Origin of the sequence: Streptomyces sp. NPDC052301 (genome assembly GCF_044593395.1) — a bacterium.
In the GTDB taxonomy this organism is placed as follows: domain Bacteria; phylum Actinomycetota; class Actinomycetes; order Streptomycetales; family Streptomycetaceae; genus Streptomyces.
In genome coordinates this window covers 134069-150773 of record NZ_JBIUBE010000010.1, presented here as the reverse complement: position 1 = coordinate 150773, position 16705 = coordinate 134069, and the positions used below count along the sequence as shown (strand labels likewise).

20 protein-coding genes are annotated in these 16705 nt (G+C 71.4%); 18 read left to right on the top strand and 2 right to left on the bottom strand.

Annotated features, from left to right (window positions below; all coding sequences use genetic code 11):
• Positions 1–55 precede the first annotated feature (55 nt).
• A complete protein-coding gene (locus tag ACIHEJ_RS27350; RefSeq protein ID WP_400139338.1) occupies positions 56–1183 on the top strand; it encodes a ferrochelatase in 1128 nt (375 codons plus the stop codon).
• A gap of 8 nt (positions 1184–1191) precedes the next feature.
• Entirely contained in the window at positions 1192–2007 is an 816-nt protein-coding gene (locus ACIHEJ_RS27345) for an inositol monophosphatase family protein (RefSeq protein ID WP_400139336.1), read from the top strand.
• 120 nt (positions 2008–2127) lie between these two features.
• Here ACIHEJ_RS27345 and ACIHEJ_RS27340 read toward each other — a convergent pair whose 3' ends face one another.
• Positions 2128–2301 carry a hypothetical protein gene (locus ACIHEJ_RS27340; protein ID WP_400139334.1) on the bottom strand — a complete coding sequence of 58 codons (174 nt, stop codon included), beginning with the start codon at positions 2299–2301 and terminating at the stop codon, positions 2128–2130.
• A 414-nt stretch (positions 2302–2715) separates the two neighbouring features.
• Between ACIHEJ_RS27340 and ACIHEJ_RS27335 the strand changes: the two genes are divergently transcribed.
• The 4 genes from ACIHEJ_RS27335 to ACIHEJ_RS27320 all read left to right on the top strand — a co-directional run bounded on the left by ACIHEJ_RS27335 (position 2716) and on the right by ACIHEJ_RS27320 (position 6248).
• On the top strand, positions 2716–3369 hold the full coding sequence (locus ACIHEJ_RS27335; protein WP_003993508.1) for a response regulator transcription factor: 654 nt from the start codon (positions 2716–2718) through the stop codon (positions 3367–3369).
• Between the two features lie 4 nt (positions 3370–3373).
• The gene (locus ACIHEJ_RS27330) at positions 3374–4630 is read left to right on the top strand and encodes a sensor histidine kinase (RefSeq protein WP_400139332.1); all 1257 of its coding nucleotides are present in this window, start codon (positions 3374–3376) and stop codon (positions 4628–4630) included.
• A 393-nt stretch (positions 4631–5023) separates the two neighbouring features.
• Positions 5024–5320: a DUF4193 domain-containing protein gene (locus tag ACIHEJ_RS27325; protein WP_005481602.1), complete on the top strand. Its 297-nt coding sequence runs from the start codon at positions 5024–5026 to the stop codon at positions 5318–5320.
• Positions 5321–5333: 13 nt separating this feature from the next.
• Positions 5334–6248, top strand: a complete 915-nt coding sequence (locus tag ACIHEJ_RS27320; RefSeq protein ID WP_400139330.1) for a hypothetical protein — start codon at positions 5334–5336, stop codon at positions 6246–6248.
• Here ACIHEJ_RS27320 and ACIHEJ_RS27315 read toward each other — a convergent pair.
• A complete protein-coding gene (locus ACIHEJ_RS27315) occupies positions 6245–6727 on the bottom strand; it encodes a DUF3093 domain-containing protein (protein WP_400139328.1) in 483 nt (160 codons plus the stop codon). The two genes, ACIHEJ_RS27320 and ACIHEJ_RS27315, sit on opposite strands and share 4 nt — an antisense overlap.
• 58 nt (positions 6728–6785) lie before the next feature.
• Here ACIHEJ_RS27315 and ACIHEJ_RS27310 point away from each other — a divergent pair, with 58 nt between their 5' ends.
• From ACIHEJ_RS27310 to ACIHEJ_RS27255, 12 genes are all read left to right on the top strand, one after another.
• Complete coding sequence (locus ACIHEJ_RS27310; protein WP_400139326.1) at positions 6786–7370, top strand: PaaI family thioesterase; 585 nt, start codon at positions 6786–6788, stop codon at positions 7368–7370.
• Positions 7367–7915 carry a dUTP diphosphatase gene (dut, locus tag ACIHEJ_RS27305; protein ID WP_400139324.1) on the top strand — a complete coding sequence of 183 codons (549 nt, stop codon included), beginning with the start codon at positions 7367–7369 and terminating at the stop codon, positions 7913–7915. Before ACIHEJ_RS27310 ends, dut begins: the two co-directional genes overlap by 4 nt.
• Before the next feature lies 1 nt (position 7916).
• Positions 7917–8681, top strand: a complete 765-nt coding sequence (locus tag ACIHEJ_RS27300; RefSeq protein WP_400139322.1) for a DUF3710 domain-containing protein — start codon at positions 7917–7919, stop codon at positions 8679–8681.
• 193 nt (positions 8682–8874) lie between these two features.
• Complete coding sequence (locus tag ACIHEJ_RS27295) at positions 8875–9567, top strand: ABC transporter ATP-binding protein (protein WP_400139320.1); 693 nt, start codon at positions 8875–8877, stop codon at positions 9565–9567.
• A 124-nt stretch (positions 9568–9691) separates the two neighbouring features.
• Complete coding sequence (locus ACIHEJ_RS27290) at positions 9692–12250, top strand: ATP-binding protein (protein ID WP_400139318.1); 2559 nt, start codon at positions 9692–9694, stop codon at positions 12248–12250.
• Complete coding sequence (locus ACIHEJ_RS27285) at positions 12244–12963, top strand: response regulator (RefSeq protein ID WP_400139316.1); 720 nt, start codon at positions 12244–12246, stop codon at positions 12961–12963. Before ACIHEJ_RS27290 ends, ACIHEJ_RS27285 begins: the two co-directional genes overlap by 7 nt.
• A 134-nt stretch (positions 12964–13097) precedes the next feature.
• Positions 13098–13496, top strand: a complete 399-nt coding sequence (locus tag ACIHEJ_RS27280; protein ID WP_400139314.1) for an OB-fold nucleic acid binding domain-containing protein — start codon at positions 13098–13100, stop codon at positions 13494–13496.
• Positions 13497–13499: 3 nt separating this feature from the next.
• Entirely contained in the window at positions 13500–14270 is a 771-nt protein-coding gene (locus ACIHEJ_RS27275) for a DUF3159 domain-containing protein (protein ID WP_400139312.1), read from the top strand.
• A 274-nt stretch (positions 14271–14544) separates the two neighbouring features.
• Entirely contained in the window at positions 14545–15297 is a 753-nt protein-coding gene (gene lepB, locus ACIHEJ_RS27270; RefSeq protein ID WP_400139310.1) for a signal peptidase I, read from the top strand.
• Positions 15298–15388: 91 nt separating this feature from the next.
• The gene (locus ACIHEJ_RS27265) at positions 15389–15865 is read left to right on the top strand and encodes an NUDIX hydrolase (RefSeq protein ID WP_400139524.1); all 477 of its coding nucleotides are present in this window, start codon (positions 15389–15391) and stop codon (positions 15863–15865) included.
• A 56-nt stretch (positions 15866–15921) separates the two neighbouring features.
• Positions 15922–16230, top strand: coding sequence for a DUF2469 domain-containing protein (locus ACIHEJ_RS27260; RefSeq protein ID WP_003965949.1), 309 nt, complete (start codon positions 15922–15924; stop codon positions 16228–16230).
• Positions 16231–16338: 108 nt separating this feature from the next.
• Positions 16339–16704 (top strand): YraN family protein, encoded by a 366-nt coding sequence (locus tag ACIHEJ_RS27255; protein WP_400139308.1) that lies wholly within the window; start codon positions 16339–16341, stop codon positions 16702–16704.
• The last annotated feature ends 1 nt before the right edge of the window (position 16705 follow it).

Sequence of the window (16705 nt, the reverse complement as noted above, 5' to 3'; positions counted from 1 at the left end):
CGACTCTTCACTCGGCGGTTCCCCGGCTGTCAGAGCCGGGTGGCAGGATCGAGGCATGCCAGACGCGCTCGATGCCACCCCGTACGACGCCCTGCTCCTGCTCTCCTTCGGCGGTCCCGAAGGCCCGGACGACGTGGTCCCGTTCCTGGAGAACGTCACGCGCGGGCGCGGCATCCCGAAGGAACGCCTCAAGGAAGTCGGGCAGCACTACTTCCTGTTCGGCGGGGTCAGCCCCATCAACGACCAGAACCGCGCCCTGCTGGACGCCCTGCGCAAGGACTTCGCCGAGCACGGTCTGGACCTGCCGGTCTACTGGGGCAACCGCAACTGGGCGCCGTACCTGACGGACACCCTGCGCGAGATGGCCGCCGACGGCCGCCGCCGCGTCCTGGTGCTCACCACCAGCGCCTACGCCTCGTACTCGGGCTGCCGCCAGTACCGCGAGAACCTCGCCGACGCGCTGGCCGCGCTGCAGGCCGAGGGCGTGGAACCGCCGAGGATCGACAAGCTGCGGCACTACTTCAACCACCCCGGCTTCGTCGATCCCATGATCGACGGTGTGCTGCGCTCCCTCGCCGACCTCCCCGAGGACGTCCGGGCCGGCGCCCACATCGCCTTCACCACCCACTCCGTCCCGACGTCCGCCGCCGACACCTCCGGCCCGGTCGAGGCCCACGGCGAGGGCGGCGCCTACGTGGAGCAGCACCTGGACGTGGCCCAGCTGATCGCCGACGCCGTCCGCGAGCGCACCGGGGTCGCCCACCCCTGGCGGCTCGTCTACCAGTCCCGCTCCGGCGCGCCGCACATCCCCTGGCTGGAGCCGGACATCTGCGACCACCTGGAGGAGCTGCACGGCGCCGGCGCCCCTGCCGTCGTGATGGCCCCCATCGGCTTCGTCTCCGACCACATGGAGGTCCTCTACGACCTCGACACCGAGGCCACGGCCAAGGCGGAGGAGCTGGGCCTGCCGGTGCGCCGCTCGGCGACCGTGGGCGCCGACCCGCGGTTCGCCGCCGCGATCCGCGAGCTGATCACCGAGCGCGCCGCCGTGGAGCGCGGCCAGGAGGTCACTCCCTGCGCCCTGGGCGCCCTGGGCGCGAGCCACGACCTCTGCCCGGTCGGCTGCTGCCCCGCCCGCGCGCCCCGCCCGGCCGCCGCCGGTGCCGACAGCCCCTACGCGTGAGGAGACCCGTGACCGACCCCCTGCACCGGGAACTGCTCGACCTGGCCACCGAGGCCGCCCGCCGCGCCGGCGAGCTGCTGCGGGACGGCCGCCCGGCCGACCTGTCCGTCGCGAGGACCAAGTCCAGCCCGATCGACGTCGTCACCGAGATGGACATCGCGGCGGAGAAACTGATCACCGATCTGATCTCGGGCCGGCGGCCCGAGGACGGTTTCCTCGGCGAGGAGGGCGCCTCCGCTCCGGGCACGAGCGGCGTCCGCTGGGTGATCGACCCGCTCGACGGCACGGTGAACTACCTGTACGGCCTGCCGACCTGGGCGGTGTCCATCGCGGCGGAGCAGGACGGCGAGACGGTCGTCGGGGTCGTCGCGGCTCCGATGCGCGGCGAGACGTACCACGCCGTGCGCGGCGCGGGGGCGTGGGCCACGGGCGCGTGGGAGGGCGAGCGCGCGCTCGCCTGCCGTCCCGCGCCCCCGCTGGACCAGGCGCTGGTCTCCACCGGCTTCAACTACGTCTCCTCGGTCCGCGCCCACCAGGCCGAGGTCGCGGCCCGGCTGATCCCGCTGCTGCGGGACATCCGGCGCAGCGGCTCGGCGGCGGTCGACCTGTGCGACGTGGCCTGCGGACGGCTGGACGGCTACTACGAGCGCGGTCTGCACGCCTGGGACCACGCGGCGGGGGATCTGATCGCCCGGGAGGCGGGCGCGCTGACCGGTGGACGCCCCGGAGAGCGCCCGTCGGGCGATCTGACGGTCGCGGGGACCCCGGGCGTCTTCGAGCCCCTCCAGCGGCTGCTGGAGGATTTCGGCGCCTGGCACGACTGAGACGGGGCCGGGACCCGTCGACGTGACCTGTACGACGCGACCCGTACGACGTGATCCTGACGACGCAAAGGGACCCCGGCGCTGGATTCGCCGGGGTCCCTTCTTGCGCTTCAGAGCCGATCAGACGCGTGACGCGGTGACCTCCACACCATGTTCGGCGGCGAGGCGGCGCAGGTCGTCGAGCTCTGCCTGCTCCACCTCGACGAGGAAGTCGTCGCCCTCGTCACGAGCCCGCGACAGGTCGGACTCGGTCGCCCTTATGCGCTGCAGAAGTCCTGCGGTGAAAGCGTCCATGCTGCGCCCCCTCGTCCAGGGTCGTGGGTCGGTGGCACGGGGGTGTGCCTGGGGAAAAGAGGCGATCACGGCTCTCGCAGGTGCCCAGCGCTGCCCAGCCGGGCGGCGACGGTGCCGGACACCCACGCCCACTCTGCGAAGCGGATCGCGGAGTACCACATGGTGTTGCGGCACATGCAGAGCGTGATCGCGGGGTGTAAAGCCGTCCTCCCCCCGCTCCCTTTCCCGGAAACCTCAACCGCCGGAGAAAATCCCGCATTCCCGCTCCAGGACGCCGATCCGTACGGTCCGCAACCCGCCTTACAGCCGACTTACGGCCGAAAAGGGCAGGATGGAGGTCACACCCCACGAACACCCCTGCCCGCACGCGCTCACGGCGCGCTACGCGGGTGGACATGAGGAAGGACAAGCGACGTGCGCGTACTCGTCGTCGAGGACGAGCAACTGCTCGCGGATGCGGTGGCCACCGGACTGCGCCGGGAGGCCATGGCCGTCGACGTCGTGTACGACGGTGCGGCCGCCCTGGAGCGCATCGGCGTCAACGACTACGACGTGGTCGTCCTCGACCGCGACCTCCCGCTCGTGCACGGAGACGACGTCTGCCGCAAGATCGTGGAGCTCGGCATGCCCACGCGCGTGCTCATGCTCACCGCCTCCGGCGACGTCAGCGACCGGGTCGAGGGTCTGGAGATCGGCGCCGACGACTATCTGCCCAAGCCGTTCGCGTTCAGCGAGCTGATCGCCCGCGTGCGCGCCCTCGGCCGCCGCACCAGCGTGCCCCTGCCGCCGGTCCTGGAGCGGGCCGGAATCAAGCTCGACCCCAACCGCCGCGAGGTCTTCCGCGACGGCAAGGAGGTCCAGCTGGCGCCGAAGGAGTTCGCGGTGCTGGAGGTGCTGATGCGCAGCGAGGGCGCCGTGGTCTCGGCGGAGCAGCTGCTGGAGAAGGCCTGGGACGAGAACACCGATCCGTTCACCAACGTGGTGCGTGTGACGGTGATGACCCTGCGCCGCAAGCTGGGCGAGCCGCCGGTCATCGTGACCGTCCCCGGCTCCGGCTACCGGATCTGATCCCGTGGCCACCACCCCCGCGCCGCCACAGGCGCCACCGAAGCCCACCTGGGACCCCAGGAAGCCGCAGCCCCCCTTCCCGTGGCTGCGCCCCACCATCCGCATACGGCTGACGCTGCTGTACGGCGGCATGTTCCTGATCGCCGGCATCCTGCTGCTGTCGATCATCTACCTGCTCGCCGCCCAGGCGATCAGCACCGGCAACCAGCCGCTGTTCAAGATCGCCGGCGGCACCGACATCAAGGTCACCAGCGACAACTGCCCGGCGATCACCGCGATCAACTCCACCCGGCTGCCGCTGTCCGACTTCAACGACATCATCGCCCACTGCGTGGACCAGCAGCGCCAGGCGGCGCTGGACAACCTGCTCAGCCGCTCGCTGCTGGCCCTGCTCGGCCTCGCCGTGATCGCCTTCGCGTTCGGCTACGCGATGGCCGGCCGGGTGCTGTCCCCGCTCGGCCGGATCACCCGCACCGCCCGCGCGGTGGCCGGTTCCGACCTGTCCCGCCGGATCGAGCTGGACGGCCCGGACGACGAGCTGAAGGAGCTGGCCGACACCTTCGACGACATGCTGGAGCGGCTGCAGCGGGCCTTCACCGCCCAGCAGCGCTTCGTCGGCAACGCCTCCCACGAGCTGCGCACCCCGCTGGCGATCAATCGCACGCTCCTCGAGGTGCACCTGTCCGACCCCGGCGCGCCGGTGGAGCTGCAGCAGCTCGGCAAGACGCTGCTGGCCACCAACGAGCGCAGCGAGCAGCTGGTGGAGGGCCTGTTGCTGCTCGCCCGCAGCGACAACCAGATCGTCGAGCGCAAACCCGTCGACCTGGCCGAGGTGGCCACCCAGGCCGTCGACCAGGTGCACGCCGAGGCCGACGCCAAGGGCGTGAAGATCCGTGGTGAGCGCAAGCCCGCCGTGGTGCAGGGCAACGGCGTGCTGCTGGAGCGCATCGCGCTGAACCTGGTGCAGAACGCGGTGCGCTACAACGTGGCCGAGTCCGGCTGGGTGGAGGTGAACACCGAGGTCCGGCACGGACAGGCGGTGCTGACCGTCACGAACACCGGACCGGTGGTGCCGGCGTACGAGATCGACAACCTGTTCGAGCCCTTCAGGCGTTTGCGTACCGAGCGGACGGGCAGCGACAAGGGCGTCGGCCTCGGCCTGTCCATCGTCCGGTCCGTGGCCCGCGCGCACGGCGGCCACATCGTGGCGCAGCCCCGCGAGGGCGGCGGTCTGGTGATGCGCGTCACCCTGCCGATGTGACACGGACCGACACACGCGGGGCCGTGTTCGCTCCGCGCGGAATTTTCGGACCGCCCGACACGGTTCTTACTGTGTGATCAATCACATGGGCGGATTTTCGGCCATGTACTCTCCGTGATCATGACAGAAGGTGGAAAGCCGGGAAAGTCCTGGTTTTCAGGGCTCATGATCACGGGAAGTACACGGTGAGGCGCCTTTGAGGTGCGACATTCGAACCGTGTACGGTCCTCTCCGCCATCCAAGCCGATCACACTTGAGGGGTCGGGTTGGGTGTCGATTGAGTAACAGACCTTGATGTGAGGCAAAATCTCCGCCTCAGGTCGGGCACAAGTCCGGCCTCTCACGCGTTACGTGCGCTGGAGACACCGCAGACACCCAGAGGGGGAGAGCGATATGGCAACCGATTACGACACTCCACGCAAGACCGACGACGACGTCGACTCGGACAGCCTGGAAGAGCTGAAGGCGCGGCGGAACGACAAGTCCACGTCCGCCGTGGACGTCGACGAGTTCGAGGCCGCAGAGGGCCTCGAGCTGCCCGGGGCGGACCTCTCGAACGAGGAGCTGGCCGTCCGGGTCCTGCCGAAGCAGCAGGACGAGTTCACCTGCATGAGCTGCTTCCTGGTGCACCACCGCAGCCAGCTGGCCCGGGAGAAGAACGGTCAGCCGATCTGCCGCGACTGCGACTGAGGACGGGTCGGCCGTGTCTGGCTCGACCCCTCCTCGGAAGCGCCGCTTCTCCCTCGGGAAGGCGGACGAAGGGCCGTCCGACGGCCCACACGGCGCGCGTGACGACGAGCGGGGCTCACCGGGAGCGGTGGCCCCGCTCGAAGCCGCGGCCGACCGGGCTGACCACCCGGCGCCGCAGCGGCAGCCCGCGCCCGTCGCCAGGCGACGGGCGGCGGTGGTGCGTGACAGAGCCCGGTACATGGCCCGGGAAGGGGCCCGCAGGGGCGGCAGCCGCGCCCGAGAGGGTCTGGCGTACCTCGCGGACCGGATCATCGCGATCGCCCCGCGTATCCCCGTACGCGACCTCGCCACCCTGCGCAAGCAGTTCCCGGGGCTCGGGCCCGAGGGGATCGCCGACAAGCTCGTGGCGGGCGCGGCGGCCGGGACCTCCACGATCGGAGCCGGAGTCGGGGCCGCGGCGATGCTGCCGGTACCGCCGGCCATGCCGACCGAGCTGGCCGCGGAGATCACCGGGGTCGCCGCGATCGAGCTGAAGCTCATCGCCGAACTGCACGAGGTCTACGGCGCACGACCGCGGGGCAACCTCACCACCCGCAGCACCGCGTATCTGTCCTCCTGGTCGGGGGAGCGCGGGATCGACGTGATGAAGCCGTCGACGTACGACGCGGCCCTGGGCGGCCGCATGAAGCGCGAACTGCGCCAGCAGATCATGAAGCGGATGGTCCGCGACCTGCCCAACCTGATGCCGTTCATGGTCGGCGCCGCGGTCGGGGCCGTCATGAACCGCCGGGACACCAAGAGACTCGCCGCCCGGATCCGGACCGACCTGCGCAAGACCCAGGTCCCCTGGGACGAGCTGCCGGAGCTGCCGCCGCTGGAGGAGCCCGCGGAGCCCTTGAAGCTGAGCGATCTTCCCGGAGAGCTCTAGCTTTCCGGAGAGCTCTGGGCGTGCGCCTCCCGGGCCGCCTCGATCGCCGCCGCCAGCCGTTCCGGCTCCCGCGTCGACAGGTACAGGTACGGCGTGGGGTCCTCCGGATCGGTGACCTCCACCTTCAGCGCCCCCGGGATGTAGGCCCGCAGCAGCAGGAAGGCGCGGGTGTCGGCCTTGTACGTCCGCCAGGCGCGGGCCTCCTCCGCGTCCAGCACCTCCGACTCGCCCAGCGCCGCCACCGGGATCCTCGCCTCGCCCGCGATCAGCGAGTCGCCCACCACACGGATGCGCGGGGAGCCGTAGGCGCTGGCCACCACCGCCGCCGCGGCCGTACCGCCGACCAGCCCGCCCAGCAGCGGCAGGGTGCCGAACGGCAGCAGGATGAGGGCGAACGAGACGCCCACGAGAAAGCTGATCAGCCACCACGAGCGGGGGGCGGTGAGGCGTTCTTCGTAGGGGGTGGCGGAGAGCTGCATGCAGCCAAGCTTGGCACGGGATCCGGATGTCCCCGACGCGCGGGTAAGGTCTGCGCCTGTGAGTGGTAGTTCCGCAAGCCTTCAGCCTCCCGCCGACGCGTTGAAACCGGTACGGCACCCCGACGCGCCCGCGCCCGGGGAACTTCTCGGTGCCCACTACGAACACTGTTTCGGATGTGGCCCCGGCCAGTCGCACGGGCTGCACTTGGAGGCCCGGGCCGGTGAGGGCGTCTCCCTGACCGCCGAGTTCACCGTCCAGCCCGCCCACCAGGGCGCCCCGGGCCTCGCACACGGCGGAGTGCTGGCCACCGCCCTGGACGAGACCCTCGGCTCGCTGAACTGGCTGCTGCGCACCATCGCCGTGACGGGACGGCTGGAGACGGACTTCGTGCGGCCCGTGCCCGTCGGCACCACGCTGTACCTGGAGGCCGAGGTCACCGCCGTCGCCGGGCGGAAGATCTACTCCACCGCCACCGGACGCGTCGGCGCCCCCGACGGTCCCGTCGCCGTCCGCGCCGACGCCCTCTTCATCGAGGTGAAGGTCGACCACTTCATCGACCACGGCCGCCAGGAGGAGATCCGGGCCGCCATGAGCGACCCGGACCAGATCCGGCGCGCCCGTGCCTTCGAGGTGAACCCGTGAGTAATCCTCTCGACGTACTGATCCGGCGCGTCGACCCCGACGTCCCGCTTCCGGCGTACGAGCATCCCGGGGACGCCGGGGCCGATCTGCGCACCACCGAGGCGTGCGAGCTGGGGCCCGGAGAGCGGGCCGTGCTGCCCACGGGGGTGTCGATCGCCCTCCCGGAGGGGTATGCGGCCTTCGTGCATCCCCGCTCCGGCCTCGCCGCCCGCTGCGGTGTCGCCCTCGTGAATGCCCCGGGGACGGTTGATGCCGGGTACCGTGGGGAGATCAAGGTGATCGTGGTGAATCTCGACCCGCGCGAGCGCGTGCGGTTCGAGCGCTTCGACCGGATTGCCCAACTGGTCGTCCAGCAGGTCGAGAGGGTCCGCTTCCAGGAGGTCGCGGAACTTCCCGGCTCGGCGCGGGCCGAGGGGGGCTTCGGGTCCACCGGTGGCCATGCCGCGGTGGGCGACGCGAGCGGCACAAGCGGTCGGGCCGCCGATGGGGGCCCGACAGGTGGGAATCGATACGCTTCGGTCGTATCCGACCGGGAAGGACAGTGACGTGTTCGGACGTCGCAACAAGAAGGGTGCCGCCGAGGACGCGGCCGGCGAGGCCGAGCAGGTCGTCGACAGCGTCGACACCGAGGCGGACGAGGAAGTGGAGGCCGAGCGCGAGCGCGTCCGGCTGGAGCCCGAACCGCGGCCCGACGGGCCGTGGGACAGCAGCGAGGTGCGCGACCCGGCCGAGGGCCGTGTCGACCTCGGCGGGCTGTTCATCCCGGGCGTCGACGGCATGGAGTTGCGGGTCGAGGTGGCCGGCGACGCGATCGTCGCCGCGACCGTCGTCCTGCGGGACAGCGCCGTCCAGCTCCAGGCGTTCGCCGCCCCCAAGCGCGAGGGCATCTGGGGCGAGGTCCGCGAGGAGATCGGGGCCGGCATCACGCAGCAGGGTGGCATCGTCGACGAGGTCGAGGGACCGCTCGGCTGGGAACTGCGTGCCCAGGTTCCGGTGCAGCTTCCCGACGGCACCGGCGGCTTCCAGGTCGTCCGGTTCGTCGGCGTGGACGGCCCGCGCTGGTTCCTGCGCGGTGTGATCTCCGGGCAGGGCGCGGTGCAGCCGCAGGCCGCCGGTCTGCTGGAACAGATCTTCCGCGACACGGTCGTGGTCCGCGGCGAGGGCCCGATGGCGCCCCGCGACCCGATCGTCCTCAAGCTGCCCAACGACGCGCAGATGGTCCCCGAAGGGGTCCAGCAGGAGGAGGGCTCGCGCTTCTCCGGGGGTATGGGGCAGTTGCAGCGGGGCCCGGAGATCACGGAAGTCCGCTAGGCGCTCCACCGGGTTCAGCAGGATGTACGGGCCGTGCCTTCGAGGTGCGGCCCGTTTTGCGGTCGCGCCGCCAGGGGGCGTTCCTTGTCGGCCGGGCGCGGTTTCGCCGTTGTTGCCCGCGCAGTTCCCCGCGCCCCTTTCGGCGCGGTGATCCGACCGGTGATACTGACGTCCCGTCGATGGGGGAGGCGTTGTGGCGCAGGTGGTCACCGGCACCATGGTGCGGGTCGAGGGCGTGCACAAGTCGTTCGGGCGGGGGGCCGCGGCCGTGCATGCGCTGCGTGGGGTCTCCCTGGAGGTGGGGCGGGGGGAGCTGGTCGCTCTCAAGGGGCGTTCGGGGTCCGGCAAGACCACCCTGCTGAACATCGTCGGCGGACTCGACACACCTGATCGGGGGCGGGTCGAGGTGGACGGGCTGCAGCTGGGCGAGCTGGGCGAGGGCGAGCTGCTGCGGCTGCGCCGGGACCGGATCGGGTTCGTCTTCCAGTCCTTCGGGCTCATCCCGGTCCTCACCGCCGCCGAGAACGTCGGCGTACCGCTGCGGCTGCGCCGCGCCGACCCGCACGCGCGCGAGGAGCGCGTCGAGCTGCTGCTCGCGCTGGTCGGACTCGCCGGGCACGCGGCCCAGCGGCCGGCCGAGCTGTCCGGTGGCCAGCAGCAGCGGGTCGCCGTCGCGCGCGCCCTCGCCAACCGGCCCGCCCTGCTCATCGCCGACGAACCGACCGGCCAGCTCGACGCCGAGACCGGACACGCCGTCATGGAGCTGCTGCGGGCCGTCGTGCACAGCGAGCAGGTCACCGCCCTGGTCGCCACCCACGACGCGACCCTGCTGGACCTGGCCGACCGAGTGCTGGAGCTGCGCGACGGCGAGATCACCGAGAGGTGAGCCGTCCGGCTCATCAGGGTTGCGTCAAAGTTGCCCGCGCCCCGTCGCCCTGTCCCGTATGCCGCGATTGTTGGCCGTAAGGTCGACGCTGCGTAGGCGGCAGTTACGGGAAGACAATGGGGCCATGGCACGCGGCAAGCTTCGTATCTACCTCGGTGCGGCACCGGGCGTGGGCAAGACCTACGCGATGCTGTCCGAGGCGCACCGCCGGGTGGAACGGGGCACCGACTGCGTCGTGGCCTTCGTCGAGCACCACGGCCGGCCCCGCACCGAGGTGATGCTGCACGGTCTGGAGCAGGTGCCGCGCAAGCAGCTGGAGTACCGGGATGCCACCTTCGGTGAGATGGACGTCGACGCCGTGCTGCGCCGCGCCCCCGCCGTCGCCCTGGTGGACGAACTGGCCCACACGAACATCCCGGGCTCGCGCAACGCCAAGCGCTGGCAGGACGTCGAGGAACTGCTCGCCGCCGGCATCGACGTGATCTCGACCGTCAACATCCAGCACCTGGAGTCACTCGGCGACGTCGTCGAGTCGATCACCGGGGTGCGGCAGCGCGAGACCGTCCCCGACGAGGTGGTACGGCGGGCCGACCAGATCGAGCTGGTCGACATGTCCCCGCAGGCGCTGCGCCGCCGCATGGCGCACGGCAACATCTACCAGCCCGACAAGGTCGACGCGGCCCTGTCCAACTACTTCCGCCCCGGCAACCTCACCGCCCTGCGCGAGCTGGCTCTGCTCTGGGTGGCCGACCGGGTCGACGAGTACCTGAACGAGTACCGCAGCGAACACCGGGTCTCCAAGATCTGGGGTTCACGGGAGCGGATCGTGGTCGGGCTGACCGGCGGCCCCGAGGGGCGCACACTGATCCGCCGGGCCGCGCGGCTGGCCGAGAAGGGCGCCGGCGGGGAAGTGCTCGCCGTCTACATAGCCCGCAGCGACGGGCTGACGTCCGCCTCCCCGAAGGAACTGGCCGTCCAGCGCACCCTCGTGGAGGACCTGGGCGGCACCTTCCACCACGTGGTCGGCGACGACATACCGGCCGCCCTGCTCGACTTCGCGCGGGGCGTCAACGCCACCCAGATCGTGCTCGGCTCCTCGCGCCGCAAGGCCTGGCAGTACGTCTTCGGGCCCGGCGTCGGCGCCACCGTCGCCCGCGAGTCCGGACCCGACCTCGACGTCCACATCGTCACCCACGAGGAGGTCGCCAAGGGCCGGGGACTGCCCGTCGCCCGGGGCGCACGCCTCGGCCGGGCCCGGATCGTCTGGGGCTGGGGCATCGGCCTGGTGGGCCCCGCGGTCCTCGCGGTGCTGCTGAACACCGTCGACCTCGGCCTCGCCAACGACATGCTGCTGTTCCTGGCCGTCACCGTCGCGGCGGCGCTGCTCGGCGGCCTGCTGCCCGCCCTGGCCTCGGCGGCGTTCGGCTCGCTGCTGCTGAACTACTTCTACACCCCGCCGCTGCACCGCCTGACGATCGCCGACCCGAAGAACATCGTCGCCATCGCGATCTTCTTCGGCGTCGGCATGTCGGTGGCCTCGGTGGTGGACCTCGCCGCCCGGCGCACCCACCAGGCCGCCCGGCTGCGCGCCGAGTCCGAGATCCTCTCCTTCCTCGCCGGGAACGTGCTGCGCGGCGAGACCAGCCTGGAGGAGCTGCTGGAACGGGTCCGCGAGACCTTCGGGATGGAGTCGGCCGCGCTGCTGGAGCGGGCGGGCGACGTCGAACCGTGGACCACTGCCGGACGCGCCGGGTTCGGGCCCCCGCTGGAGCGGCCCGAGGACGCCGACGTGGACATGCCGGTCGGCGACCACATCGCGCTAGCGCTCACCGGCCGCGTGCTGCCCGCCGAGGACCGCCGGGTGCTGGCCGCCTTCGCCGCGCAGGCCGCCGTCGCCCTGGACCGCAGGCGGCTGCAGGAGGAGGCGGACCAGGCCCGCGCGCTCGCCGAGGGCAACCGCATCCGCACCGCCCTCCTGGCCGCCGTCAGCCACGACCTGCGCACCCCGCTGGCCGGCATCAAGGCCGCCGTCTCCAGCCTGCGCTCCGACGACGTGGCATGGTCCGAGGAGGACCGGGCGGAGCTGCTGGAGGGCATCGAGGAGGGCGCCGACCGGCTCGACCACCTCGTGGGCAACCTCCTCGACATGTCCCGTCTGCAGACTGGCACCGTCACTCCGCTCATCCGCGAGATAGACGTGGACGAGGTCGTGCCGATGGCACTGGGGGGCGTACCCGAGGACAGCGTCGAGCTGGACGTGCCCGAGAGCCTGCCGATGGCCGCCGTCGACCCGGGGCTGCTGGAGCGTTCCGTGGCCAACCTGGTGGAGAACGCCGTCAAGTACAGTCCGCGCGGCTGCCGGGTGCTGGTCTCCGCCAGCGCCATAGCCGACCGGGTCGAGGTGCGGGTGGTGGACCGCGGGCCGGGCGTGCCGGACGAGGCGAAAGACCGGATCTTCGAGCCCTTCCAGCGGTACGGTGACGCTCCGCGCGGCGCCGGCGTCGGGCTCGGCCTCGCGGTCGCCCGGGGCTTCGCCGAGGCCATGGGCGGCACCCTCAACGCCGAGGACACGCCGGGCGGCGGACTCACCATGGTCCTCAGCCTCCGTGCGGCGGAGTCGCGTCCCGAATCCCTTCCCGCGGGGGAGGACATCGCAGAATCAGAAAGGCAGACCCTATGCTGAGCCCGGATGGGGGGACCCCCCAGACCCCCACGAGGGTGCTCGTGGTCGACGACGAACCGCAGATCGTGCGGGCCCTCGTGATCAACCTCAAGGCGCGCAAGTACGAGGTCGACTCGGCCCCGGACGGCAGGACCGCCCTCGACCTCGCCGCCTCCCGCCATCCCGATGTCGTCGTCCTCGACCTGGGGCTGCCCGACATGGACGGCGTCGAGGTGATCAGGGGCCTGCGCGGCTGGACGCGGGTGCCGATCCTGGTCCTGTCGGCCCGCCACTCCTCCGACGAGAAGGTGGAGGCGCTGGACGCGGGCGCCGACGACTACGTCACCAAGCCCTTCGGCATGGACGAGCTGCTGGCCCGGCTGCGGGCCGCGGTGCGCCGGGCCGAGCCGGTCGGGCCCGGCGAGGACGACGTCACGACCGTGGAGACCGAGGACTTCACCGTCGACCTGGCCGCCAAGAAGGTCAACCGCGCCGGCAAGGACGTCCGGCTCACCCCGACCGAGTGGCACCTGCTGGAGGTGCTGGTCCGCAACACCGGCCGCCTGGTCAGCCAGAAGCAGCTGTTGCAGGAGGTGTGGGGGCCGTCGTACGGCACGGAGACCAACTACCTGCGGGTGTACATGGCCCAGCTGCGCAGGAAGCTGGAGACGGACCCCTCGCATCCCCAGCACTTCATCACGGAGCCGGGGATGGGGTACCGGTTCGAGAAGTGAGCTGCGGGGGTTGCGGCCGGGGGTCCGGGGGTTGTCCCCCGGGGGTTGGGGCATCACGGAGCCGGGGATGGGGTACCGGTTCGAGAAGTGAGCTGCGCTACGGCGCCCTCGGTGCACCCCGGTACGCTTCAGGTATGACTGCTGTTCCTCGTTCGGAAAAGCCGGCGGGCCGGTTCCGGCGCATGCTCGACCGGCTCTCCTCGTCGCAGGAGGACCTGGAGTCCGAGGAATTGCGCGAGGACGCCGAGACCGCGGGCTGCGTCAAGATCGGTGACTGCCATGACCGGCAGATCGTCACCGTAACTGGTACCTTGCGCACGGTCACTCTGCGTCCGCGTGCCGGAGTCCCGGCGCTGGAGGCCGAGCTGTTCGACGGCACGGCCGCGCTGGAGGTGGTGTGGCTCGGCAGGCGTTCCATCGTGGGCATAGAACCGGGGCGCAAGCTGATCGCATCGGGCCGGATCTCGATGAGCCGCGGCCGCCGGGTGCTGTTCAACCCGAAATACGAACTGCGACCCCTCGGACGGGAGTAGCCGGTGACGTCCCTCGACAAGCCGACCCAAGACACCGACAGCAGCCCGTCGGACGATGCCCGTGCGGTGACCGAGGCCGCGCTGTTCGAGGCGTTCGGCGGTGTCCGTGGCATGGTCGAGACGGTCGTGCCGGGCCTGCTGTTCGTCGCGATCTACACGGTCAACAAGAACCTGCACGTGTCGGCGATCGCCGCGCTGGTCGTCTCCCTGCTGCTGGTCGTCGTCCGGCTGGCCATGAAGGACACCGTCAAACACGCCTTCAGCGGTGTGTTCGGCGTGGCCTTCGGCGTCGCGTTCGCGATGTTCACCGGCGACGCCAAGAACTTCTACCTCCCCGGCATGCTCTACACGCTGGGCCTGGCGCTGGCGTACATCGTCACGACCGTCGCCGGGGTGCCCCTGATGGGTCTCATCCTCGGCCCGGTCTTCAAGGAGAACCTCTCCTGGCGCACCCGCAACCCCGGCCGCAAGAGGGCGTACGCGAAGGCCAGTTGGGCCTGGGGTCTGATCCTGCTCGCCAAGTGCGCGATCCTCTTCCCGCTGTACTGGTGGTCCGACACCACCAAGCTGGGCTGGGTCCTGATCGCCCTGAAGATCCCGCCGTTCCTGCTGGCCGTCTGGCTCACCTGGGTCTTCCTCGCGAAGGCGCCCGCGCCGATCGACGTGTTCGCGGAGATGGAGGCCGAGGAGCAGGCCGAGAAGGAGCGCCGGGCCGCGTCGGCCGCGGCGGAAGGCGGCGAGTCCACGGGAGGCCGGCACCGCCGCGAGGCGTAGCCGGCCGTCGTACGACGAGAAGGGGGGGGGGGGGGGGGGGGGGGGGGGGGGCGGGGTGGTTGGGGGGGGGGGGGGGGGGCGGCCGCGCCCCCCCCGCGCGGGGGGGGGGGGGGGGGCGGGGGGGGGGGGGGGGGCGCCGGGCCCCCCGCCCCCGCGCGCCCCCCGGGGGGGGGGGGGGCCCCCCCCCCGTCTCCCCCCCCCGCCCCCCCCCCGCCCCCGTTGTTCTCATGGCGCGATATGGTGCTCTGCGCGGAGCGCGACATCGGGAGTGGGCATGACAAAAACCGGGCGTGGTGGGGGAAACACCGGGGTCGACTGGGGTGGCAGGTTGTCCAGCCTGGCCGTCGCGCTGGGCCTGGTGCTGTTCCTCGGTGGGTTCGGCTGGGCAGCGGTGACCTACCGCCCGTACACCGTGCCCACCAGCTCCATGACCCCCACCATCGACGCCGGCGACCGGGTGCTGGCGCAGAAGGTCGACGGCGGCGAGGTGAAGCGCGGTGACGTCGTCGTCTTCGAGGACAAGACCTGGGTCACGGGCGCCAAGGTGGTCAAGCGCGTGGTCGCGGTCGGCGGCGACACCGTCTCCTGCTGCACCGACGGCAAGCTGACCGTCAACGGCAAGCAGATCGACGAGCCGTACCTGCCCAAGGGCAGCCTCGCCGAGAACCAGAACTTCCCCACGGTGACCGTGCCGAAGGGCCGGCTCTTCCTCCTCGGCGACGAACGCCAGGGCTCCCTGGACTCCACGGCCCACCTCACGGACGCGGCCAAGGGCACCGTCTCGCGCGACGCGGTCACCGCACGCGTGGACGCCGTCGTGTGGCCCTGGAAGGGCACGCTCAAGCGACCCACCGGCTTCGAGGCCCTGGGCACCCTGTCCCAGCCCGGCCCGCTGCGCACGATCGAGCTGCTGATCGTCGTCGGTGCCGTCCTGGTCCTCGCCGGCGGCGCCTACGGCCCCATCGCCAAGCGGCTGGGCGGGTCCCGGGCCCGTGCGGCCCGCCCGGAGGCTGCCGGTGTCCGCTGAGCCCCCGCGGACGGACGGTGCGACGTACGCGTCGCACGCGTCCTGCGAGACCCTCGGGGAGCCGTCGGCGGGGGAGTCGTACGAGGGCGGGCTGCGCAAGGTGGCCCGGGTGGTGCTGCTCGACCCGCAGGACCGCATCCTGCTGCTCCACGGTCATGAACCGGAGGACCCGGCCGACGACTGGTGGTTCACCCCCGGAGGCGGCTTGGAGGGCGCCGAGACGCGCGAGCAGGCCGCCCTCAGGGAACTCGCCGAAGAGACCGGCATCACCGACGTCGAACTCGGCCCCGTGCTCTGGCGGCGCCGGTGCTCCTTCCCGTTCGCGGGCCGCCGCTGGGACCAGGACGAGTGGTACTACCTGGCCCGTACGACGCAGACGGCGACCGCGGCGACCGGGTTGACCGAGCTGGAGCGGCGCAGCGTCGCCGGAGCGCGCTGGTGGACGTGTCAGGAACTGACCCGGGCACATGAGACGGTGTATCCGACCAGACTCGCCGAGCTGCTGCAGAGGCTGCTCGACGAAGGTCCCCCGGCCGGGCCCGTGACCCTCGACACGGAAATCGTCTGAGGACTCCCGGGACTGGCGCACAATGGTGGGATCGCACGGCTGAAGGGGAACATGCCATGAGCGCCGAGGACCTCGAGAAGTACGAGACCGAGATGGAGCTGAAGCTCTACCGGGAGTACCGAGATGTCGTCGGTCTGTTCAAATACGTGATCGAGACCGAGCGTCGCTTCTATCTCACCAACGACTACGAGATGCAGGTGCACTCGGTCCAGGGCGAGGTCTTCTTCGAGGTCTCCATGGCCGACGCCTGGGTCTGGGACATGTACCGGCCGGCCCGCTTCGTGAAGCAGGTCCGGGTGCTGACGTTCAAGGACGTGAACATCGAGGAGCTCAACAAGAGCGACCTGGAGCTTCCGGGCGGGTGACGGACGACTGTGGCGGGTGACGAGGTTTTCCACAACCGCCGAGTAGCTCACCAAGATCAACATCTTGGGGTCTGATGCGTGACGGTTGGCGCCGGAGGTGGTGCCGACATGAGCAAGGCACGCAGTGGACTCGGCAGGTACGGCGAGAATCTGGCCGCCCGGCGGCTCGCCGAGGCCGGTATGACCATCCTGGAGCGCAACTGGCGCTGCGGACGGTCCGGTGAGATCGACATCGTGGCGCGGGACGGGGACGCGCTCGTCGTCTGCGAGGTGAAGACCCGCAGGGGCGGCGGCTTCCAGCACCCGATGGCCGCGATCACCCCCGAGAAGGCGCAGCGCCTGCTGGCCCTCGCCGAACGCTGGATCCAGGCCCATGGAGGCGCCCCGCCGGGCGGCGTCCGCATCGACCTGATCGGCGTCCTGCTGCCCCACCGGGGCGCCCCTTCGGTCGAGCACGCGCGGGGGGTGGCCTGAC

Bases quoted from the DNA above. Each gene is read 5' to 3' on its own strand.
- ACIHEJ_RS27255 (WP_400139308.1), top strand. From the start codon at position 16,339: ATGAGCAAGGCACGCAGTGGACTCGGCAGGTACGGCGAGAATCTGGCC.
- ACIHEJ_RS27350 (WP_400139338.1), top strand. From the start codon at position 56: ATGCCAGACGCGCTCGATGCCACCCCGTACGACGCCCTGCTCCTGCTC.
- ACIHEJ_RS27340 (WP_400139334.1), bottom strand. From the start codon at position 2,301: ATGGACGCTTTCACCGCAGGACTTCTGCAGCGCATAAGGGCGACCGAG.
- ACIHEJ_RS27290 (WP_400139318.1), top strand. From the start codon at position 9,692: ATGGCACGCGGCAAGCTTCGTATCTACCTCGGTGCGGCACCGGGCGTG.
- ACIHEJ_RS27260 (WP_003965949.1), top strand. From the start codon at position 15,922: ATGAGCGCCGAGGACCTCGAGAAGTACGAGACCGAGATGGAGCTGAAG.
- ACIHEJ_RS27325 (WP_005481602.1), top strand. From the start codon at position 5,024: ATGGCAACCGATTACGACACTCCACGCAAGACCGACGACGACGTCGAC.
- ACIHEJ_RS27280 (WP_400139314.1), top strand. From the start codon at position 13,098: ATGACTGCTGTTCCTCGTTCGGAAAAGCCGGCGGGCCGGTTCCGGCGC.
- ACIHEJ_RS27285 (WP_400139316.1), top strand. From the start codon at position 12,244: ATGCTGAGCCCGGATGGGGGGACCCCCCAGACCCCCACGAGGGTGCTC.
- lepB (WP_400139310.1), top strand. From the start codon at position 14,545: ATGACAAAAACCGGGCGTGGTGGGGGAAACACCGGGGTCGACTGGGGT.
- ACIHEJ_RS27315 (WP_400139328.1), bottom strand. From the start codon at position 6,727: ATGCAGCTCTCCGCCACCCCCTACGAAGAACGCCTCACCGCCCCCCGC.